Below are 22,382 nucleotides of genomic sequence, written 5' to 3'. Positions count from 1 at the left end.
AAATTTTATAAGTTGTTTTTTAATTATCCACATTAGAAGTTTCATCACCGATATTCCAGGTAAGCCCGAAACGTAAGGTGTTATCTAAAGCGGTATTAATTTTAGACATGTTAATCAGATAAGAAATATCAAGACCAAAAGAACGGTATTTTAAACCAATACCTGCGGTGGCAAATTGTCTAGCTCCCTGCTCTTCACTTTCATGGAAATATCCTCCTCTTACTGCAAATGCATTGTCGTAAGAATATTCTAATGCACCACTGTACATAATAGAATTAGGGTTTTTGAATGATTTTCCGATTCCTGCGATAGGTCCTACGTTTGGAATTGCATATACAGGTTGTCTTGTGTTAGGATCCGTACCTACAAGCTCTGATCCCGGAACCAGAATCTTAGAACCTTCTACAGAAAGCCCCACTCTGTTCACATCATCCAGATACATGTCATATCCAATTCCTAATCTTGCCATGGTAGGAAGATAAGATCTTGATTCTTCATTTCCGGTATAGTCTAATTTCGGGCCTAAGTTCTGAATAGCAAGACCTGCATTTAATTTACCGTCATATCCTCCAAAACTTGAGAATTTTGGTGATGTATAATATGCTGAAACGTCAACTGCAAATGAGTTGGCTGGCTTTAAAGTAGTATCTGTGTTGAATCCTCCGGCTAAATCTGAACGGATAAATCTACCGGTAACTGCCATTGAATAAGAATCGGAAAGTTTCAGACCGTATGCAACGTCAAGGGAGAATTCATTTGGTTTTGAGGTACCTAAAGAAGCAACTTCATTACCTACCAACTGTGTAAGATCTACCTCACCCATGTTGAAATAATAGATACTTGCAGAAATTGTGGATCTTTCTTCCTGTCCTAAAAATTTATGAAAAGCTCCATAGAGTAAAAATACATCATTGGTAAGTTTGCCCATGTAAGGTGTATAGTTTACCCCTACAGAAGAGCTTGTTCTGCTAAAAGGATATTTTGCTGCATTCCAGAACTGTGAGAAAGCATCCGGGGAAGTAACCACCCCCTGATCTCCCATACCTCCGGCTCTTGCATCAGGTGCAATTCTCAGGAATGGAGCTCCGGTTAATACGGGTCTTATCAGACTTAAATCTTGTGCAGAGGCAATAAAACCAGCACTCAAACCAATCCCTAAAAGCAGTTTAGTAGTTAAATTCATATATGTTGTCTTTAATATATTATCAGTTTTTTATTAATTGTATTCTTTATGTATCTATTTATTTCAAAAGTACCATTTTTTCTACAGCTGTAGCACTTCCTTTGCATTTTTCTTGATTCTGGCTTTTTGCAAATATCTTAAAAATATACGTACCTTTTGCTACTGTGTCCCCAAAATCATCTTTTCCGTCCCATTCGATCGCTTGACGGGGCGTTCTGAATCCCTGTAAAAATGGTTCTGCAACTACTGCCTGAGACAATGTTCTTACCAGTTTACCGGTTATGGTATAGATCTGAACATTGACATCTAAAATATCATCACAATTGTGCTCAAAATGAATATACGTCTTATTGGTAAAAGGGTTTGGCCAGTTCAGCGGTCTGTTGATAACCAGGTGCTGATTAGCTTCGTCCTTAACTTCAAAGTTTAACGTAGCAGTGGAAGAATTATTGTTTATGTCCCAAACTTTAAATGTTAACTGATGTTGTCCCAATGCTAAATTTCTGAATGGATACGTTACATTTCCTTTCTGATAATCTGCAAGACTCGGGCTTAAACATCCGTTTCCTTCTCCTGAAGCGAAGAAATCATTCAAAACCACGGTATTAATAATTTGTCCGTCCAAATATACAGTAATATCGTGACCAATACCAGAACCTGTAGAATTTATTCCTGTATCATCTGTAACACAGGCTAAAAGCATAGGATTCTGATCGGTAATTCCGCCGTCTGCGAAATTGGTATTATTCATATATAGCTTAATTTTCGGAGGTTCGTTATCATTAATTCCATTTGGATTGATATCGCCTACCTGTACCGCTTGGTTATTAAATACATCAATCGATTTATTATCAGCATAACCCAGTATTCTTCCGGTTCCTACTGCATAATTGATGTCTTTCGGAACATAAAATTCAACGGTAAATACGCCGTTTACTGCAGTTCCGGATGCTTTAACGATAGCGCTTCCCTCTTCAGAATAATTCAGTATTGGAGTAAGGTTGCCGTCGTTGTTTAAGGTATTTTTATTGAATTTTTTATCAAAAATATTGATAACCACTCTTCCGTTGAATGTTGTATTGGTTGTTCCGTTGGGATTGGTAACACGGCCTTTCACTTTTACAAAATCCAGCCCTCTGATCAGACCAGGAACAGGAGTTTCAATGTTATCAATAACCAGGAGCCTTTTTGGCCTGCTCATTTTCATGGCAGGATCTCCCAGAAAGTTTACTTTTAAATGGTTTGAATCACCTCCTCTTTGTTTTTTAGCATTAAGATGCGCATTTCCAAGCGTTTCAAAATCATCGTTTACCAACTTGAATATATCCTGGGTAAAAAGATTGGTGAAATCAAGTCCGTATCCTACGCCAACAGCACGGCTTGAGGTAATCATCGCCGCTGCGCCGCCTTGTTTTAATTTTATCAGCTGTTCTCCTGCAGAAGCGGTTCCCGGCTCATCCCATAAAGTAAATTCACAGGTTATGGTAGATACAAACGGAAATCTGCTGTATACATTAGAGAAGTTATTGGCGTTCTGAATTTCATCAAGCGTAAAAACCCTTTCCTGTGACCAGCCGTTGATCCCGCCATGTCCCAAATAAAACAGATAAAGGCTGTTCCCCATATCGTTGGAGATGGCCTGATTTACCTGCGGGTATCGTTGTCCACCGGAAGTACTTTGTGCCTGAAAGGCATCTAAGTACAATTTTCTAAGGTTATATTCTTTAAGATTGGGGTTTCCTGCAATTTCAAAAGTGCTTGCCAATGTATTATTCATGATTGTATGAAACGGAGTTCCACCATCATTATCATCATCAACTACAAAATCAAGCTTCATCCTCCATTCTCCGAACGGTGTTGATTGTCCCGGTAAAGAATTATAGTATGCCAATGTTTTATCTATCATATTGGCGGCTTCCGTGGAATTGGTTGCCGGGATTCTTCCGACAGGCAGATCCGGAAGGTTGTTGGTAATAAATGATGTTGTCTGAGGTTTGGTCATGACAATGTAATCATCTGTAACAAACGAACTGATAAAGTCTGCCGAATCTTCACTCTCATAGCTCGACACTATATTGTTATTGTTTGAAACCCTGTTTTTATAATCGAATGAAGTATCACCTAATATAAATACATATTTCAAACTTCCCAGTGGAGTATTAAGTTTAGTGACGAAATCCCTGATTGCCGTTAAATCTCTGCTTCCGCTGCCAAATTCATTATAAATTTTGGTAGCATCTACAATCTGTACATTGTAATTGTTCTTCGTCTGATGATAAGTGGCTAATCGCTGTGCCTGAGCCATCATTTCCGGAGAGGTGATAATCAGGTAATCTACATTTTGCAACGCAGAAAGATTCTGATTCGCGATTTTTTCCACAAACTGCGGAGAATAGGCTGCATCTGCCCTGAAAGCTACAAATTCATTGTTGAAATTCGGGTTAGAGGTTGTGTAAGCAAAATTAAAAGCTCCGCTTCCTCCTGATTTGTTGACTCTTCTATTGGCATTCGTGATATCCGTAACATCCCAAACCTGCTCAATATTGGCTGCATTGGAAATGCTGAATCCGTAGTTGGTATTGCTGCCACTTTGCAGAGAAAAATCCCTGAAATTCATCTGGGTACCGTTGAATTTTAAATCTTCCTTATATTGTACTTCTACATAATCCAGATAAAAAGCTCCGTTGGGGTTTGTAGAGATATTTGGGGTGTAATTTATTGATATCTGAGTTCCGCTCGCATTGGTAATCGTTCCGTCGTATCGTAACGGAAAGAAATCGTATACATAATTACTTGCATTGGGAGGTACAGAGAATGTGAGGGGATTTTGATTGTTAATATTGAAGCCCAATGTATTCTGCTGTGCTTTATACCCAATCACCTGAGTTCTGTATTTTATCACATCTGAACCCTGAATAGGAGAGTTTGTAGTAAAACTGATTGTTTTATTGGTAGAAAAAGGCTGATCTTCTACCCATATTCTTCCTACTTTTAAAAGATTTTTCTGATCATTGTTGATAACCTGATAATTGTCGTACCGTGTAATCAGATTTGCCGGTAAGTTGATATCAACCGGCTGTATCCTTTTTCCTAAGCCTTTGTCATAATTAATATAATAATACGCATAATCTTCGTAGATATTTTTAAGATTATTGGCGCGGTCATTTCTTGTATCTACTCTTTTAAAGCCGTTTCCGTTTCCGGCATCATACAGATTATATCCGTTCGGGCCTTGAGCATAGAATAATGCATAGTCAGAATCCTGCCAAATACCGTCATCTTCACCCACTACCTGAATTGCATTTTCCTGAAGCGCACTGTATTTTACATCCTGGTTGTATTCCGGAAGCATGATCCCTCCGTTTCCATAAATTCTGAAATTTTTTGGGTTAACATTAGAAGGGTTAATCCCTATATCTCTTAAAAACTGGGCGGTAATTTTGAAAACACCGGATTTATCAACCCGGATTTTATAAAAACCTCCTGAGGAAAGAGGATTTGTGGTTGTCCCAACCTTACTGACATTGAAGTTTGCGGATGAATTGCTTTCAGATACATCAAAAGATGACAACCTCAAAACTTTCCCTTTCACATTTTTAAACAGAGCAACACTTATATTGGCATATTTTTGCCCTTCCAGATAGTAATAATTAATATCTGCAATATCATAATCCGGTAAAAGTTCTTTACTGATTTCATACAAATCTTTACCAGAAACCGCTTCCCAAACAAGATTTGAAACTTTCAGCTGGTTTTCACCAATTTTTTGTTTGTTAACAATAAAAATGTTATTTTGGCTGTAAGAAAAACCCTCATTTTTAAAATTAGGTAAAATCCTTTTTGTATCGCCGAAATCCTCAGTTTTAGAGCCTTCCCATTGTATGGAAGTTCTTTGAGCCCAAATCGTTGATACAAAAGCAAATAAGAATAGTAAAGTAATTTTCAGTCTCATGTTTGTATTTGAAATTGCTAAATTACAAAATAAATGAAAAATTATAATTAAATTGTAATACAATAAAATTAATTTGTTAACGTTTTTCAAAAAAATCAAATCTTTACTTGATTTATTGAATAATTTATTTTTTCTTTGTACTTTGAATAATATTTATATCGACTATGAAAAAACTAAAGTTGTTTTCATTAATAGCATTAAGTTCTACACTTGCATTAACCAGTTGTGGTGGTTCAGGTACCAACAGTGGTGGAGGTACTAAAAAGTTTGTCAGCAAGACAGGCTGGAAACCAAACGAAAAACAGGGTTGGTTTTTTGCAGGAAAGCAACAAAAGCAGAAAGGGTGGCCGGGAATGGTATATGTAGAAGGTGGAACTTTTACGATGGGATTAGTGAAAGATGATGTAATGCACGATTGGAATAACTCGCCACGCAGAATGCAGGTAAGTTCATTCTTTATCGGTGAAACAGAAATTACTAACTACGAATACCGCGAATACCTTACATGGTTGAAGTATGTATTCCCTCCAAGTGATCCTAGTTTTAAGGAGATCTACAACGGTGCATTACCAGACACTTTGTTATGGGATAACAAATTATCTAGAAATGATCTTAATGAGACGTACTTCAGAGATCAGAACTACGATTATTATCCTGTAGTAGGAGTTTCCTGGACGCAAGCCAACAGATACTGTGAATGGTTGACCGACAGAGCGAACGAAAAAGCATTAATGAGTGCCGGAATTATTGCCAAAGATTTGTATATCAACGAATCTAATAATCAGGGAGGAACTGCATTCAATATGGATAAATTCAAATCGAATGATCCGGAAATGCAAGGATATATCAACGAACAAAGAATGCAGCAAAAGAGTGGTATGAAAACAACCAACCAAAGACTCCTTGCCGCAAACAGAGCTCCTAATGCAGCGATGGTGACCAAATTCAGACTTCCTACAGAAGTAGAATGGGAATATGCAGCTCTTGGGATGGAAAAAAACAGAGAGTATAATAATTATTTAGGTAAAAGACCTGAAATACAAGATCTAAGAGGAACCAAAGGTAAAAACAGAGGAATGATCCTTGAAAACTTCAAACAAGGAAGAGGAGATTATTCTGGGCCTGCAGGTTGGAAAAATGACGGAGCAGCGCAAACTGCAGACGTTAGACAGTTCCCGTCAAATGATATCGGAATCTACGGAATGTTCGGAAACGTTGCTGAATGGACTGCGGATGTTTACAGACCAATCATTGATGAAGACGCAAGCGATTTTAACTACTATAGAGGAAATATGCCTCAAGCTATCGTAAGAAACGGAGACGGAACTTACAAAATGGTAGACGAAAGCAATATCAAATATGATACGTTAGCAGACGGAAGACTTTTGGCTAAAAACCTTCCTGGTCAATTTGAAAGAGAGACAATCGCTGACTATAGAAATTATAGAGACGGTGACAGAATGTCTTCACTTGACTACAGAAATGCAAGCGACTCTGCAACTTCTTACAACATGTACAATGCTCCTGCAAAGAGATTTATTGTAGATGGAAACGGAAGAGTAATTATGCAGAAAGATACAAAAGACAGAACTTCGGCAATGTCTAATGATATCAGAGTTGTAAAAGGTGGTTCTTGGCAGGATTCTGCATATTGGCTAGACCCGGGACAGAGAAGATACAAAAATCAGGCTTCTGGTTATGGTTGGATCGGATTCCGTGTTGCTCAAGATGCTAGAGTAAGCGATAAGGGCAGAACAAGAAGATAAATATTTATCAAAATACTTACAAAACCTTCCGGATTTCCGGAAGGTTTTTTTATTTTTGAACCATGAATACAGAAGATTTTTATCCATTATTTTTAAAGTCAAATAAGGTAACCATCGACAGCAGAACAATCGAAAAGAATGATATCTTCTTTGCATTTTCAGGCGATAATTTCAATGCAGCAATTTTTGCCGAAAAAGCTATTTCTGATGGCGCTTTAGCGGTCATTGTAGAACAGAAAGATTTTGAAAATAAAGACCACAATATATTTTTTGTACCCTCCACGTTAGAATTCTTACAAAATCTCGCAGTTTTTCACAGAGATCAGCTGAAAATTCCCGTTATCGGGCTTACCGGGAGCAATGGTAAGACGACCACAAAAGAATTGATCCATGCCGTACTTTCTCAAAAATACAATGTACAATATACTGCTGGTAATCTCAATAATCATATTGGTGTGCCTCTAACTCTCTTATCGATTAAACCTGAACATAACATGGCCGTCATAGAAATGGGAGCCAATCATCAGAAAGAAATAGGATTTTTATGTACGCTTGCCAAACCCGATTTCGGATATATTACCAACTTCGGAAAGGCCCATTTAGAAGGTTTTGGCGGTTTTGAAGGAGTAATCAAAGGTAAATCTGAGCTGTATGATTATATTAAAATAAACCATAAGACTATTCTGATTAATGAGAATGATCAGATCCAGATGGAAAAAACATCCGGTTATGAAAATAAGATAACCTTCGGAAAAGACGAATCCGATTATTTTTTCAGACTATTTTCGGAAGAAAATTGTGTGGGATTACAGTATAAAGATGGAAAAGCGCTGTCACAGCTTACTGGAGATTATAATTTTACCAATCTTTGTGCTGCCGCAAGTTTTGGATTGCATTTCGGAATTGACTTTGAGAATATAAAAGGTGCCATCAACAATTATTCGCCTACCAACATGCGTTCACAAATTGTGGTTAAAGATCATAAAACGCTTGTTTTAGATACCTATAATGCCAATCCGAGTTCCATGGCTGCATCTCTCCAAAACTTTGTCACATTTGATGGCTCAAAAGCCATTATTATCGGAGACATGCTGGAATTGGGTGAAGAAAGCGGACAAGAACACCAGAATATTCTTAACCTTGCTCAAGAGTTGGGTTTTAACCAGATTATTACCGTGGGAAAATATTTTAAACAGGTTAACTCTTCTGCCAATTCGTTTGAAAATACATCTGAACTGATTGAATATCTGAAATCGAATTCGATAGATTCTTCTAATATATTGTTAAAAGCTTCAAGAGGAATTTCGCTTGAAAAAGCAATTGAATTTATTTAGCATTATTCTGCCAATATTCCCCGATAATTAATTTGATATTCTTAAATGTATTCGGAAAAACCTCATGATCTATTTGTGAGGTCGTTTTCCATGCCACTTCAGTGATGCCTTCTTCTATCTGCGGTTTAGATGTATCTTCACCATCAAAGCTCATGGCAAACCAGTGGGTGTATTTCAAAACCCTGTCACCGTTCCTTTCGATATAAATATGGTACGTCGTATTGATAAAATCAAGAAGTTTTACGTCTTTCAGACCGGTTTCTTCCTCAATTTCTCGTATGGCAGATTCTTCGCGGGATTCTCCTTTTTCCATTTTACCTTTCGGGAGATCCCACTTTCCTAATCTTTTAATGAATAAAATTTCACCGGCAGGATTTTTAACGATTCCGCCTGCAGCTTCAATAATCCTGAAAAGTTTCTTAAACTCTTCCCACATCTCATCAAGGCGCTCATCATATACATTCATTTCCTTCACTGAAGTATTCTGCAGAAGATCCAACGCAATTTCTAAAGTTGTGAAACCGTCATATGGTAAGGTTTTTTCTAAACCTTCAGGATGCTTAGACAGTAATAATTTTTTTTCGTTCACAAAAACTTTATACATTTGTAGGAATTTAAATACAAAAATAAAAAATGAATTTAGAAGGACGAAAAATAATTGTCAATAAATCATCCAAAGAACTGTCTGAATTGCTAAAATCACCTGAAAATTACAAAAATTTCATGCCGGATGGTCTTCAGAAGTTTGAAAGCAGGGAAGATGGGTTCAAATTCGGACTTCAGGGGATGCCCGAAATTGCTCTCAAGATTGATGAAGTGACAGAAGAGAAAGCAGTTTTAACATCTGCAAGTTCAAGCTTAGACTTTTCGTTGACGGCCACTTTACAGCCAATCAGCGAAAATCAGACGGAGGTACAAATGCTGTTTGAAGGAAAATTTAACCCTTTCATCAAAATGATGGTCGAAAAACCACTCCAAAATTTTATCAATACTTTGACGGATAAGATTGAAGCTTATAAATAAAAAAAGTCCTGAATATTTTCAGGACTTTTTTTAATATAAATTTATAGACTTTTAATCTTTCAATCCTTTCAGGGGTTAAACCCTGAAAGGGTTATGAAATCAAAAGTACTGAGGGAAATTAAGTATTAAGAAAAACTTTTATATAATCAGCCCGGAACTATGATCCGATGAACTTCCTGTAGTAGAAGCAAATACATTTATCTCATTATTGAGCTTTAAAATACCCATTAATGCGAAAATCAGCGATTCTTTATAATCGATCAGTTCTCTTTCAGGAACAATGATTTGAGAGTTGATTTTTTCTCTGATTTTTTCAATTAAAAATTGATTGTGCGTTCCACCGCCTGTAAAAAGCACGCTTTTCAGGTTGTAGTTTTGTAAAACGCTGGAGATTTGAACAGCCGCATGTTCGGTATAGGTTGATAATACATCTAAAGAATGAATTTCATTGAATAAAGGGAATATGTTTTCGTTGCACCATTCAATTCCCAATGACTTGGGTGGCGATTGGCGATAAAACGGAAGTGCATTTAATTTTTTAAGCAGATCATCATGTATTTTCCCTTTTTTAGCTAAATCTCCGTTGAAGTCATAATCCTGATTAAATTCCTGAGCCAATCTGTTGAGAACAATATTCACGGGAGCAATATCAAAGGCAATTCTCGAATTATTCAGCCGTAAGGAAATATTTGAAAAACCCCCTATATTTATGCATGCGTCATAATTTGAAAATAAAAGCTCATCACCTATCGGAACCAGTGGTGCGCCGTTTCCGCCCATCAGAACGTCCTGTAAGCGAAAATCATAAACTACAGGGATTTGGGTTGTTATTTTAATGGCTCTTCCATCACCAATCTGTAAGGTGAATTTTTTCTCCGGCTGATGAAAAACGGTATGACCGTGGGAAGAAATAAGATCGATATTCTGAAGACTGTGCCGGTCAATAAACTCTTTTACAGCGTTACCCAAATAAAAACCGTATTCAGAATGCAAGGCAAGAAGATCTTCTGCAGAAAGATAAATCGAATTTCGTAACCGGTTTTCCCAGCTTTTAGAATAGGGTATTGTTTCAGCTCTTACAATATCAAATGACCAGTTTTGATTGTTTTTTTCAAATTCCGCAAAACAAATATCAAGACCATCTAAGCTTGTTCCGGACATTAATCCTATTGCTCGAAAGATCATTGCAGAATTATTGTTTGGATATTTTACCGGCACTCACATCTCCGGAATTATTGTAGAACGTATATTCTGAGAAGTCGTCTTTCGCTGTCATTCCGTTGGCATGAACTAGAGTAGAGCCGTCTTCCATGGTTGCAAAAACCGTATCCCGGGTATAAATTCTTTTCTTTTTCTGATCCCAGTAAACACTTTGGGTCGCAAATCTTTGTCCCTCATTGGTGGTAATTCTTACATCACCTTTCGCTTCATAAAACTTTTTATAATCAAAAATCTTCGCATATTTAGCGGTAATCTTTCCGGGGACTTTAGGTTTTTTTTTATCGAAAAACTCTATATCGATTCCTTTTCTTGCCACTATATAAGGGCTGTCAATCAATTCATATTTTTCAATAATCGGCGCTTTTGCCTTTAACGTTATAAATCCGGAATCTCTCTGAATAATATTAGCGTTATTAATGATCTGCGATGGGAAATTTTTGTTCTGACTTCCGTTTTGTTTGGTAAGATCTTCCTCGCAGGATATAAACATAAAAAATATAGCACAACTAAAAAGGTATGCTATAATTTTATATGATATGTCTGAAGAACATTTCATTAGTTGTAAAGTGATTTTCTGAACCATTTATCAGCAAAATTGAATCCTACTTTTAGATTAACAAAATTCTGATTGATCAGATTGTCTTTTAACGTACCTCTTTTTCCTAATTCAACTCCCAATTCCAGGCCGCTCATTCTGTTGATGCTGCTTGTTTTGAATGGAAGCATCACACCGGCAGAAATACCAAATTTATTGATACTGTTTCCGTAAAGCTCGATGTTTCCTTTTTCGTAGAATGCGCCGTATCTGTAGATTACCCTTGAAAAATAATTTCTGAAATTATTATAATTTGGCAGATACCAACCTCCTGCAGAAACTCTGTAAGAATCTTTAAAATCAAAGGTCTTACCGAAATAACTGATGTTTTCTCCCTTTTTATAATCCAGCTGAGCAGATAAAAACCATTGATTTTCGCTTCCGTAACCTACGCCAAATGAAGCTTGCAAAGGAAGAAGGTTTTTTGAGCTTGAGCTTCTCTGCTCAATGATAGTTTCGTTTGCTTTCACTTCCCCGTCGGTATAATAATAGGTACTGTTTTTAAAATCAGTCGTCATATTACTGGTATTTCCGAACGTAGTTGTTGCTCCTAGAGTAAGCTTGCGATCAGTACTGGTATTGATATGCTGATAACTTGCACCTAAGGTAAAATTAAAGTTTTTAATACTGTTTTTGGTTTCATATCCGTTGATGAGTTCCGAAGTTGATGTCGTAAATTCATTCACATCATAAAGATTTCCAAAATATAAATTGGCTCTTACTCCTACCGCAAACTGGGCATTTATTTTATAAGAAAGTGCTGCCTGTGCAGTGTTAAGTGTTCCTTTTCCGTTAAAACGATTTGCATAGACAGTGGTTCCGTCTAATTGAGTCTCTGTATTTACAATATCATAGCTTTTTGAGCTGTAAGGCTGATACAAAATCCCCATCTTTATTTTCGAAGAAATAGGAAAAGCCAGTGAAATATTAGATAAATACGTAGAATGTTTGGTAGACTTTGTATTGTTATAATCGGTTTTAAAGTAATTATTTTCGTTGGTAGCTTCCAGCTTAATGCTTGTTAATTCAAAATTACTGTTATTTGCAGGGTTTCCAAAGTTAAAATTACTGTTGAAGTCGCTTATAAAAGCGGTAGAAATGCCTCCCATAGAGGTCGTTTCAATCGTATTATCATATTTTACATCTCCAATTCCGTAAGTTGCATAAGGTGAATTGCTCAGATTCTGCGCATTAAGGAAATACCCAACCGAAATAAATGATAGTACAAAAATTTTTTTCATTCTAGATTTTTAAAATAATGCGCAAATATCTTAAATATTAATGAATTGTAAAAGTTATATGAGGTTAAAGTTTGTTAAGGGCTAAAACCGTGGAAAATAAATCGTTTGCAGAAATCATTTTTTATTTTTAGGATTAATAATTTAATGATGAATTAGCTGTGAATTTTTGTTGACGGAAAATTCTATTTTTACAAAATTCTTTATCTTTGAAACATGAATTGGGAAAACATTGCAGGGCAGGAAAATCTTAAAAAACTCCTTAAAGACAGCATCGCTGAAAACAGAGTGAGTCATGCCCAGCTTTTTATCGGAAAAGAAGGCTACGGAACTTTGCCGATGGTTTTGGCGTATGCCAGAGAAATTTTAAGCCGTGAAAATGACCACGCCGCTTCAAAAGTAGACCATCTTAATCATCTTGATCTGCATTTCAGTTTACCGGTTTTTACAGACCAGAGAAACTCTTTAAGTAAAAATAAGTTTGAAGAGTTCAGAGAGATGATTTTGGCTTCTCCGTATGCCAGTTATGATGATTGGGCCGCTTTTTTAGATTCAGAAAATAAGCAGCTATTTATTTCCGCTGACGAAATTGATGACCAGAACCAAAAATTTGCACTGAAAAGCTTTGAAGGCGGAACCAAAATCCTGATTGTCTGGAGAGCCGACAAAATGAATGTTTCAGCATCCAATAAATTTCTGAAGTTTCTGGAAGAACCTCCTGCAAAAACGATTATTCTTCTCACAGCGGAAAGTGCAGATGATATTTTACCCACTATTATTTCCCGGACCCAGATGATAGAAGTTCCCAGAATCAGCGATCACGATCTGGAAATTCATCTTAAAAACCATTTTGCCGCTTCCGAAGATCAGGCAAAAATTGTTGTACATGAAGCGCAGGGAGACCTGAATGAAGCCATAAGGCTTTTAAATTCTGAAAACAAAAATGCAGAATTTGAAAGATTATTCATACAATGGGTGCGTGATGCTTTTCAGGTAAAAAAGAAACCTGAATTTCTCAAAAATATCATTCATTGGGCAAGAGAAATCGCCGGATGGAACCGGGAAAAGCAAAAGAATTTCCTGAATTACGCTTCTGAAATTTTCAGGCTGGCTTTGCTTCAGAATTACCATTCTCATGATCTTGTATATAAAAAAATTGATGCCAACGGATTTAATTGGGAAGGTTTCTCAAAATTCATCAGTGGCGCAAACATCATCAGTATTTTAGAAGAAATCAATGCGGCAGACCATCATTTGACCCGAAACGGAAATCCTAAAATCATCTGGACAGATCTGGGAATCAAGCTTTCAAGATACATCCATAAAAGCGTATAAAAGAATAACGCCTTTTAAAACTCATTCGTATTTGTCATAATCTTTCTAAAATGCAATCAGAAATCTTTTGTAGTCATTGATTGGTATGTCAATGATGTACCTGTTTCAATTGTAGATCAAAAATTATAAATCCCAATATTAACAAAAACTTAAATTTTAATTAAAAATCAATCAATCGTTTGATTTTATTAAAATTTGCTGTACATTTGCCCCGTGAAAAATGAACATATGATTTCGAAAGAAGAAAATATATTGTTTGCCGCAGAAAAACTGTTTGCTGAAAATGGCTTTCAGGGAACTTCCACCAGAGAAATTTCCAAAGCGGCAAATGTGAATATTTCTATGATTTCTTATTATTTCGGTTCAAAAGAAAAACTTTATGAAAAGCTGGTAGAATACAGGATGAATGAAGGCCAGTTTTTTTCAAAAGACACTTTAGAGAGAACGGATATTAACGAATGGGAAAAAATAGAGAAAATAGTAGATCAGTTTGCCGGTAGAATAAGACACCAGAAATGTTTTTACAGAATTATGCAGAGAGAGCAGCTTCATACAGAAAATCCACAAATTGTAGAATTTCTCAAGCAGACCAAACTGGGTTTTTTATCTATGTATTCAAAAATTCTGGAAAGCGGCTTGGCAAATGGGATTTTTACCAAAAATCCTCCGATTTATCTTTTGCATTCTACCATAAGCGGAACCTTGTTCTATGCGTCGAATGGCAAAGACATGTATAAAGAATTTCTGAATAACACAGAAGATGAAGAAGTTTTTGAAGAACAATACTATACAGAACTCAATAAGCATATTAAACATATTTTAAAAGACCTTTTAGGTTATGAAGAGAATAAATAATTCCGTGATTGCAATTGCCTTACTTATAGGGATTGCCAATGTACATGCTCAGGAAAAAAAGCTGCTTACTTTGGATGAAGCCGTTCAGCTGGGAATCCAGAACAGTAAAAGTTTAAAAATTGATGCCGCAAAAATTGAAGAAGCGACCGCTGATCTTTTAGAAGCTAAAAACAGGCAGCTTCCGGAACTTTCTGTTTCAGGAAGTTATCTTTACCTCCCGCTCAAACCGACTATTGATCTAAAAATTCCGGGAGTTTCCACTGCAGGAGGCCCTCAAGTTCATCAGGTAGCATACGGATCGGCAAATCTTAGTGTACCGATTTACAACGGCGGTAAAATAAAGTACGGCATCCAATCGGCAAAATATCTGGTGGAAGCATCAAAATTAAGCACCGAAAACGATAAAGTTTCTATTGCATACAATGTGGCACAGGCGTATAATAATTTATTCAAAGCCAACCAATCGATTAAGGTTTTGGAAGAAAACCTTTCTGCCTCTCAAAAAAGGGACGAAACTTTTCTTAAGCTAGAAAATAACGGAGTGATTGCAAGAAACGACCGTTTAAAAGCAAACCTGCAGACTTCAAATATAGAATTGCAATTGCTGGAAGCGAGAAACAATTACAATATTGCCAATATCAATATGGATCTTTTATTGGGGCTTCCGGAAACCACAGAAATAGAAATAGATCAAAATTATATTGATGAATCGGATGATGTAAAACCCGTTGATTTTTATCTGAATGAAGCCCGTGAAAACCGTAAAGATCTTCAGGCTTTAGACCAGCAAAGAAAAGCGGCCGCATTGGGAACCAGATCGGCAAAAGCTGAAAACCTTCCTTCAATAGCATTTACAGGAGGCTATGTAGCTGCAGATATTCCAAAATTTCTGACTTTGTACAATGCTGTCAATGTAGGGGTAGGAATTTCTTACAATCTCTCTAATCTCTGGAAAGAAAATTCTTCTCTGAAACAGTCTCAAGCCAGGGAAATGCAATTGTCTGCAACCAATGAATTATTGAATGACAATATCAAGCTCGATGTCAACAGAGAGTATCAGAATACAGATTATTCTAAAAAAAGAATTGCGGTCTTCGAAAAATCTGCTGAGCAGGCCAACGAAAACTACAGAATTACCAAAAATAAATATGACAATGGATTAGCAACCATGACAGAACTCCTGGATGCAGATGCGGCGCAGATTGCGGCCAATGTAGGCGTGATCAACGCTAAAGCAGATGCAGCATTGGCATACAGAAAATTATTACAGACAACAGGAACTTTAACAATCAAATAATAAAGAACGATATACCCAAATGGAAAATAATACAACACCAGCAACTGAACCTAAAAAGAAAAAAAGCTTAGTTTTCCCGATCATTTTAGCGGTAGTAATCATTGTAGGAGGAATTTTCGGATACAGAACCTATTCTTACGGACAGAATCATGAAGAAACCGATGACGCACAGATTGCTTCCAATATGAATCCCGTCATTTCTAAAATTTCAGGATATGTGGCCGAAGTAAAAGTAAAAGACAACCAGTTTGTAAAAAAAGGAGATACGCTGGTCATTTTAGATAACAAAGATCAGAAAATGGCTCTCGATCAGGCATTGGCTGCGTTATCTACGGCAAAAAGCAATATTTCATCAGCACAGTCGGCCACTACAGCCACTTCAAAAAACATCAACAGCTCACAGGCAGCCGTTGCGACTGCAAACGCTCAGATTGAAGCCGCAAAAGTAAATGTCTGGAAAACTTCTCAGGATTTAAAAAGATATTCTGTATTAGTGAAAGATCACTCTATTACAGAACAGCAGTATGAGCAGGCTTTAGCCGCCAAACAATCTGCAGACAGACAATTGCAGGTTTTGGTAGAGCAAAGAAACCAGATCGCGCAACAGACTGGGATTGCTTCTTCGCAAACTGCAGCCAGCTCACAGCAGATTTCAGTAGCGGGTTCTGTGGCAAAACAAAGAGAAGTGGATGTAGAAAGCGCAAGATTAAATCTTTCATATACTGTAATTGTAGCTCCGGAAGATGGTTTTGTTGGAAAAGTCCCTATTCAGGCAGGACAGTTTTTACAGGCAGGATCTCAGTTATTCAGCCTTGTGAAAAATGACCAGAAATGGGTAATCGCCAATTTTAAAGAAACTCAGGTGGCTAAAATGGTGGAAGGACAAAAAGTGAAAATTGAGATCGACGCTTTTCCCAATACAGATTTTGAAGGCGTAGTAAGTTCTTTCTCTCCGGCTACTGGTTCTACGTTTTCTATTTTGCCTCCGGACAATGCAAGCGGAAACTTTGTAAAAGTAGTACAGAGGCTTCCTATAAAAATCGATTTTGTGCATCTTGATAAAAATATCGCAAAAAGATTGAGAACCGGGATGAATGTGAAAGCAGAGGTATCATTAAATTAGATTAAATAATTAAAAGATTCAAATATTAAAAGATTACAGGACAGATAAAATAATAATTATGCGGGTCAGTAATCTTTTAATCCTTTAATTTTTTTAATCTTTAAATTAAATATCAAATGCAAGATTCATTAGTAGAATACGGAGCCCGAAGAGTGATCATTACGATCACGGCGATTCTTTGCGCTTTGCTTGAAATTGTGGATTCCACGATTGTGAACGTTGCCCTGAACGAAATGAAAGGGAATCTGGGAGCCACACTTTCTGAAGTAGGATGGGTAATCACCGCTTATGCCATTGGGAACGTTATCGTAGTTCCGATGACGAGCTGGCTTTCCCAACAGTTTGGACGAAGAAATTATTTTGCTGCTTCCATTATCATATTTACCCTATTTTCATTTTTATGCGGAAATGCAGACAATATCTGGGAACTGGTGTTTTTCAGGCTCTGTCAGGGAATTGGGGGAGGAGCGCTGCTTGTAACTTCACAAACCATTATCACCGAGTCATATCCGGTTGAGAAAAGAAGTATGGCACAGGCAATTTATGGGTTGGGTGTGATTATAGGCCCTACTTTAGGTCCGCCATTGGGAGGATATATTGTAGATAATTTCAGCTGGCCTTATATATTTTATATCAATATTCCGATCGGTATCGCAGCAACTTTAATGACATTACAGTTTGTAAAGAGTCCGAAGTTTTCGGAAAAACGAAAAGCTTCAGATGTCGACTGGCTGGGAATTATGTTATTGGCACTTACTGTGGGATCTTTACAGTTTATTCTGGAAAGAGGGCACGAAGAAGACTGGTTTGAAAGCGGAATGATCGTAACCTTTACCACTACAGCTGTTTTAGGATTTATCTTATTTCTCTGGCGGGAACTTACCTTTAAATATCCTATCGTAGAACTCCGGGTTTTAAAGAACGGGAATTTAAGGATAGGAACCATCATGAGTTTTGTTTTAGGATTTGGTTTGTATGGTTCAACCTTTATTGTTCCTTTATATACCCAGAGTATTTTGGGATGGACGGCTTTACAGTCCGGAGCATTAATGATACCTGCAGCCTTAACAACAGCTTTCATGATGCCTATTATCGGGAAATTGCTTTCAAAAGGGGCGAAACAGCAGATTTTGGTTTCCCTGGGACTGTTTATATTTTTTGTATACAGTTTTTGGGGCTACAAAATTTTGACTCCCGACACCAGCAAACAAGCTTTTTTCTGGATGCTGATCGTACGCGGAATGGGATTGGGATTGCTTTTTATTCCGATAACTTCGCTGTCATTAAGTACACTTAAAGGCCAGGAAATTGGTCAGGGAGCGGCTTTTACAGGAATGATGAGGCAATTGGGCGGTTCTTTCGGGATTGCGGCGATTACCACATTCATTGCCAATGCAAGCCAGAAATACCGGGTCAATTTAATATCTCATTTAGATAGCGACAGTTTCGATGTTCAGCAAAGATTGGTAGGATTAAAAGCCAATTTCATAGCCAAAGGAATGACTCCCGATGCGGCAGGAAATGCGGCCTACAAAATTCTTGACATGACCGTAACCAAACAGGCGACCGTGCTTTCTTATATGGATGTATTCCTGTACCTCGGAATCGCATTTTTAATCTGTATACCGTTTATTCTGTTTATCAGAGAGCGGAAAAGCAAGGAAAAAATAGATCTGAGTGAAGCGATGCACTAAAAAAATATAAACCTCTGAATTTTCAGAGGTTTTTTTTGTTAAGCTCTTGTTCATGACATACATTTGTCATCGGTCTGTCATATCTTTGCTATAAAATAAAATCATGAGCTATTGTTCAGCCATCGAAAAAATGCAGCCTGAAACCAGAAAAGCACTGCATAAAAAATACCACGATTATCATTACGGGTTTCCGATTCATAATGATGATGAATTATTCGGGAGGCTTATTATGGAAATAAATCAGGCAGGCCTCAGTTGGGAAACTATTTTGAAGAAAGAGGAAGGCTTCAGAAAAGCGTATGATCAATTTAATATCAAAAAAATTGCGGCTTATGAAGAAAAAGACCGTGAAAGATTATTAAATGATCCCGGAATTATCCGAAATAAATTGAAAGTCAATGCAGCCATCGAAAATGCCAAAACCATACTTGCGCTGCAAAAAGAATTCGGATCGTTTGAAAAATGGTTGGAGCATCATCATCCTCAAACCTTACCGGAATGGATGAAAATTTTCAAAAAAACCTTCAAATTCACCGGCGGAGAAATTGTAAATGAATTTCTGATGAGCATTGGTTTTTTAAAAGGTGCGCATGCCGAAGGTTGTGTGGTAAATGAAGAGATTTTGAAGCATGATCCGATGTGGAGGAAAGATTAATCCTTCGTAATTTGTCATTCTGACGAAGGAAGACTCTTTTACATTTTTATTTTCAGCTGCAGTTTTTTAAATAAAAATAAACTTTTATTTCATCTGACTTTTCAATCGCTCAATCAGCATTGTAATGATTCTTCTGTTAAATTCTTTATGATCAGTATGGTAGGTTTCCAATTCCTGAAGGGTGAACATTCCGATCGTCATTCCGATAAAAGTATTTTTCAGCACAGCATCTTTTTGCAGGCTTTGCTCAATAAAAATATGCTTTTTCTGAAGAGAGCTGGCTTCAAAATCTGCCTTCTGCCTTACAATATAGTTTGTAAACAGCGACAGGTAAAGTTCATTCTGTAATTTTAGAACGGGACGCAGCGTTTGGTTTTGAAATACTTCTGCGGGAGTGGTTGTTTCTGAATTGGGTAGGTTGAGAGATTCTCTAAGGTGTATTTTTGTTGTCATGCTTTATGATTTAATGTCGGCTTTTTAATTGACATATTACAGTATTTTATTACTTATATTTCTCATTAAACTTTTTTAAACTTAATGCTTCTCTTCCAAAATGATTTTTAAACTTATTTGACATATCCTTATTCCTAAATTTCACAATAGTATAGCCACTATCAAACGCAATGATTTCTAAAAATGATTCTGGAATTAAAAATTGGTCAGGTTTCCATACTTTTTCATTTTCTGCTGAAAATTTTGAAATTAAGCTAAGATTTATTTCGTGACTTCTTGGAACAGCTGAAATAATGCCCCAAATAATTTGTGTCTCAGAGTTGTAGACTTTTTCAAATTCATCATGATTGAGTATAAAATAATCATGATCAAAATTAATTGGAACTTCAGTATCGCTAATAAAATCGAGATCAGTTAATACCCAATTATATTCTTTTAAAACTTCCCAAATCGGTTTTAGCACTTCTTGTAGATTTGTATGGTACTTTACCGTTTTTGTACTTCGGATGATCCAATTCATAATTTGTTTAAAACAGTATCAATTCTTTTGTCAGCTTCTTCTTTAGAAATCCCATCATAGCAATCTTTTACAAAACGATCATCATGGGAACTATGTGGAAGTATTAATGGTCGCCCCAAAGAACTGTTGACTTCAACATTTGTTGGGATTGAATGATAGTCATAATCCGGTAGATAATTTGATAGCCATCCAAAGTACACTGCAGTAAATTCTTTGTTATCATAATTCTCAACATATTCCTTAAAACTTTTTTCACTCAAAGAAACCCAAACTCCATATTCAAGGTTTTGACAATCATCAATTACATTTTGAACCAGAACTCCTCTGATAAAATAGCAGGTTTCGTCATCATATCTTATAATACAAAAATCAGATCCCAATTCAGAATTTTTTTGTTCTTCCTCAGTAAGATTCATATATGGTGATGGAGAATTGTAAGCTATTGCAGGCCATTCTTCTTTTTCTTTGCCACAACATTCACAGATGTATTTCATATAAATTAGTACTTAAATTTAAATTTACAATATTAACCTTAAAGCTCAAAATTACTCACCCTACCGTCTTCGTATCTTCTTCCTTTAAAATCTTTTTCTCTTTCATCGCGACCATCATTCGCTCGTACTTATATTTTTCCCAGTCAAATTGATTAAGAAAATCTAAAGCAGCGAGAAACCCGGCGTTGAAAAGCTGTTCTTTTTCATCTCTTTTCATAAAAAAATTCAGCCAGCTGCTGGTTCCGCAATTCACGGTTTTAATACTGTACAGATGATAAAAAGTGTGTTTTGTAAGGAAAGATTTATCATTAAACCCTTTTAGTGTTCCGATTATATTTCCGGCATAGGAGAGGGGCGTCTTCAAAATTTGTTGGCTCGTTTTTCCTTTTTCTCCTAAAATTTCAGAATCACTGGTCAGTTGTACACCGAAAAGAGGCATTCTCGGATAAAAAATATCCATTGAGTGGAAAACATCAATTGGGAAATTAGAAATACTTCCGCCGTCAATGAAAATCCCGACAGGAAAAATATCTTCTTTCTGAGTATTCATCCAGAATTTCCAGGCGTATTGTACAGAATCATCATCTTTATTGATGAGCTTTTGCATAGGTTCAAAGAAAAAAGGAACCGACATGGAAGCCCGTACAAACTCAGCCGGACTGATGTGTTTCAATTCTTCTTCAGACCAATAGAGATTGGCCATTGTAGGCAGTTCGACCTTTATTTTGGCATTGATATCGGTGGTGATGACAATATATTCTGACTGCAACTGGTAAAAAGGATTGTGTTTGTAATAATCGTTATTCTCAGCACCTTCAAAAAATATTCTGTATCGGGTTTCATCAATATGCTCAAGATTGTTCATCCTGATATCTTCAATCGCATTCAGGGCATTGGTGTAATATTCCATATCATTTCCGTACCGGTAATCAAGATTGAGATGCAGCTCCTTTTGGACGAACTTCTGATTGAGTTCGGCTACCGTTTTTATGCCGAAACCATTCATCACTTCGGTCATTTGTTGTAAAAAAACATTGCCCGGATTAAGTCCGCTATTGCTTTTCCGGAAATTATGATACAGCTTTTTAATATAGAAAAACGCGATGATTAACGGAATCAGCGGAACCAAAAAAAGCAGCTTGGCTTCCCAGATGGTTTTTGAGGGGATCGCAAACGGAGCAATAATGAGAATCCCCATTAGTATCGCTGCGATAATGGCATTGGTTTTCAGGAAATTTTTATCGTTTAAAATAGCATGAATCGTCGCTTTTACATACGATTTTCCATCCATGAAGTCTGCAAAATTCCAATTAAGGAGAATTTCTCTGATGGTTTCGCTTTTGGCTTCTTCTTTCGTTTTGCAGGCTGCAATAAGCATCGTATTGATGGCTCCTGCGCTTGTTCCCGCTATTTTCAGGAACCGGATCCCGAAAATTTCGAGTCCATATAAATATCCTACCAATGCACTGCCCCAAACTCCGCCTCCTTCCTGTACAAATTCTATATATTGATTTCCTTCCGCATCCAAAAGATCAGAAAACGTTTTGGCTGAAATTTGTTCATGCAGTGCGGTAAGCTTTTCTTTTGATTCCCGGGAAAGGAGATTTTCATCAAGAATTTTTTGAAGGATTTCGGTTTTCATGA

The 22,382-nt window shown here is 36.8% G+C and carries 19 protein-coding genes; 9 read left to right on the top strand and 10 right to left on the bottom strand.

What is annotated here, in order from left to right; translation table 11 throughout:
* Positions 1-19 precede the first annotated feature (19 nt).
* Together porV and porU are read right to left on the bottom strand one after the other, a co-directional pair.
* Positions 20-1,183, bottom strand: a complete 1,164-nt coding sequence (gene porV / locus N0B16_RS10585) for a type IX secretion system outer membrane channel protein PorV (RefSeq protein WP_262990892.1) — start codon at positions 1,181-1,183, stop codon at positions 20-22.
* A gap of 58 nt (positions 1,184-1,241) precedes the next feature.
* The gene (gene porU, locus N0B16_RS10580; protein ID WP_262990891.1) at positions 1,242-5,135 is read right to left on the bottom strand and encodes a type IX secretion system sortase PorU; all 3,894 of its coding nucleotides are present in this window, start codon (positions 5,133-5,135) and stop codon (positions 1,242-1,244) included.
* Between the two features lie 164 nt (positions 5,136-5,299).
* On the opposite strand from porU, the gene gldJ reads away from it, so the two are divergent.
* Together gldJ and N0B16_RS10570 are read left to right on the top strand one after the other, a co-directional pair.
* Positions 5,300-6,901 (top strand): gliding motility lipoprotein GldJ, encoded by a 1,602-nt coding sequence (gene gldJ / locus N0B16_RS10575; RefSeq protein WP_262990889.1) that lies wholly within the window; start codon positions 5,300-5,302, stop codon positions 6,899-6,901.
* Positions 6,902-6,963: 62 nt separating this feature from the next.
* Entirely contained in the window at positions 6,964-8,235 is a 1,272-nt protein-coding gene (locus N0B16_RS10570) for a UDP-N-acetylmuramoyl-tripeptide--D-alanyl-D-alanine ligase (RefSeq protein WP_262990887.1), read from the top strand.
* Here the strand turns inward: N0B16_RS10570 and N0B16_RS10565 are convergent.
* On the bottom strand, positions 8,228-8,839 hold the full coding sequence (locus N0B16_RS10565) for an NUDIX hydrolase (protein WP_262990886.1): 612 nt from the start codon (positions 8,837-8,839) through the stop codon (positions 8,228-8,230). The genes N0B16_RS10570 and N0B16_RS10565 overlap by 8 nt on opposite strands.
* Before the next feature lie 29 nt (positions 8,840-8,868).
* Between N0B16_RS10565 and N0B16_RS10560 the strand changes: the two genes are divergently transcribed.
* The gene (locus N0B16_RS10560; RefSeq protein ID WP_262990884.1) at positions 8,869-9,258 is read left to right on the top strand and encodes an SRPBCC family protein; all 390 of its coding nucleotides are present in this window, start codon (positions 8,869-8,871) and stop codon (positions 9,256-9,258) included.
* A 138-nt stretch (positions 9,259-9,396) separates the two neighbouring features.
* Here the strand turns inward: N0B16_RS10560 and N0B16_RS10555 are convergent, their stop codons facing one another.
* Genes N0B16_RS10555 through bamG form a run of 3 tightly spaced genes read right to left on the bottom strand, consistent with a single transcriptional unit; the run spans position 9,397 to position 12,315 of the window.
* Positions 9,397-10,443, bottom strand: a complete 1,047-nt coding sequence (locus tag N0B16_RS10555; protein WP_262990883.1) for an anhydro-N-acetylmuramic acid kinase — start codon at positions 10,441-10,443, stop codon at positions 9,397-9,399.
* Positions 10,444-10,450: 7 nt separating this feature from the next.
* On the bottom strand, positions 10,451-11,035 hold the full coding sequence (lptC, locus tag N0B16_RS10550) for an LPS export ABC transporter periplasmic protein LptC (RefSeq protein WP_262990881.1): 585 nt from the start codon (positions 11,033-11,035) through the stop codon (positions 10,451-10,453).
* Positions 11,035-12,315 carry a BamG family beta-barrel-assembly machinery protein gene (gene bamG / locus N0B16_RS10545; protein ID WP_262990879.1) on the bottom strand — a complete coding sequence of 427 codons (1,281 nt, stop codon included), beginning with the start codon at positions 12,313-12,315 and terminating at the stop codon, positions 11,035-11,037. Before bamG ends, lptC begins: the two co-directional genes overlap by 1 nt.
* A 213-nt stretch (positions 12,316-12,528) precedes the next feature.
* On the opposite strand from bamG, the gene N0B16_RS10540 reads away from it, so the two are divergent.
* The 6 genes from N0B16_RS10540 to N0B16_RS10515 all read left to right on the top strand — a co-directional run bounded on the left by N0B16_RS10540 (position 12,529) and on the right by N0B16_RS10515 (position 19,271).
* Positions 12,529-13,647, top strand: coding sequence for a DNA polymerase III subunit (locus tag N0B16_RS10540; RefSeq protein ID WP_262990877.1), 1,119 nt, complete (start codon positions 12,529-12,531; stop codon positions 13,645-13,647).
* Between the two features lie 228 nt (positions 13,648-13,875).
* Complete coding sequence (locus tag N0B16_RS10535) at positions 13,876-14,502, top strand: TetR/AcrR family transcriptional regulator (RefSeq protein ID WP_262990876.1); 627 nt, start codon at positions 13,876-13,878, stop codon at positions 14,500-14,502.
* Positions 14,486-15,799, top strand: a complete 1,314-nt coding sequence (locus N0B16_RS10530; protein ID WP_262990874.1) for a TolC family protein — start codon at positions 14,486-14,488, stop codon at positions 15,797-15,799. The genes N0B16_RS10535 and N0B16_RS10530 overlap by 17 nt, the downstream gene beginning before the upstream one ends.
* A 19-nt stretch (positions 15,800-15,818) precedes the next feature.
* On the top strand, positions 15,819-16,922 hold the full coding sequence (locus N0B16_RS10525) for an HlyD family secretion protein (protein ID WP_262990872.1): 1,104 nt from the start codon (positions 15,819-15,821) through the stop codon (positions 16,920-16,922).
* A gap of 116 nt (positions 16,923-17,038) precedes the next feature.
* On the top strand, positions 17,039-18,616 hold the full coding sequence (locus N0B16_RS10520; RefSeq protein WP_262990870.1) for a DHA2 family efflux MFS transporter permease subunit: 1,578 nt from the start codon (positions 17,039-17,041) through the stop codon (positions 18,614-18,616).
* Positions 18,617-18,719: 103 nt separating this feature from the next.
* Positions 18,720-19,271 (top strand): DNA-3-methyladenine glycosylase I, encoded by a 552-nt coding sequence (locus tag N0B16_RS10515; protein ID WP_262990868.1) that lies wholly within the window; start codon positions 18,720-18,722, stop codon positions 19,269-19,271.
* Positions 19,272-19,355: 84 nt separating this feature from the next.
* Here the strand turns inward: N0B16_RS10515 and N0B16_RS10510 are convergent, their stop codons facing one another.
* Genes N0B16_RS10510 through N0B16_RS10495 form a run of 4 tightly spaced genes read right to left on the bottom strand, consistent with a single transcriptional unit; the run spans position 19,356 to position 22,380 of the window.
* Positions 19,356-19,724, bottom strand: coding sequence for a glyoxalase (locus N0B16_RS10510; RefSeq protein ID WP_262990867.1), 369 nt, complete (start codon positions 19,722-19,724; stop codon positions 19,356-19,358).
* A 49-nt stretch (positions 19,725-19,773) separates the two neighbouring features.
* Entirely contained in the window at positions 19,774-20,244 is a 471-nt protein-coding gene (locus tag N0B16_RS10505) for a hypothetical protein (RefSeq protein WP_262990866.1), read from the bottom strand.
* Complete coding sequence (locus N0B16_RS10500) at positions 20,241-20,738, bottom strand: DUF2199 domain-containing protein (RefSeq protein WP_262990864.1); 498 nt, start codon at positions 20,736-20,738, stop codon at positions 20,241-20,243. The genes N0B16_RS10505 and N0B16_RS10500 overlap by 4 nt, the downstream gene beginning before the upstream one ends.
* Positions 20,739-20,793: 55 nt before the next feature.
* On the bottom strand, positions 20,794-22,380 hold the full coding sequence (locus N0B16_RS10495; protein WP_262990863.1) for a patatin-like phospholipase family protein: 1,587 nt from the start codon (positions 22,378-22,380) through the stop codon (positions 20,794-20,796).
* Positions 22,381-22,382 lie beyond the last annotated feature (2 nt).

Origin of the sequence: Chryseobacterium gilvum, from assembly GCF_025628965.1 — a bacterium.
In the GTDB taxonomy this organism is placed as follows: Bacteria; Bacteroidota; Bacteroidia; order Flavobacteriales; family Weeksellaceae; genus Chryseobacterium; species Chryseobacterium gilvum.
Note: the sequence above shows the minus strand (reverse complement) of the source record. Positions and strands in the feature narration are given on the sequence as shown.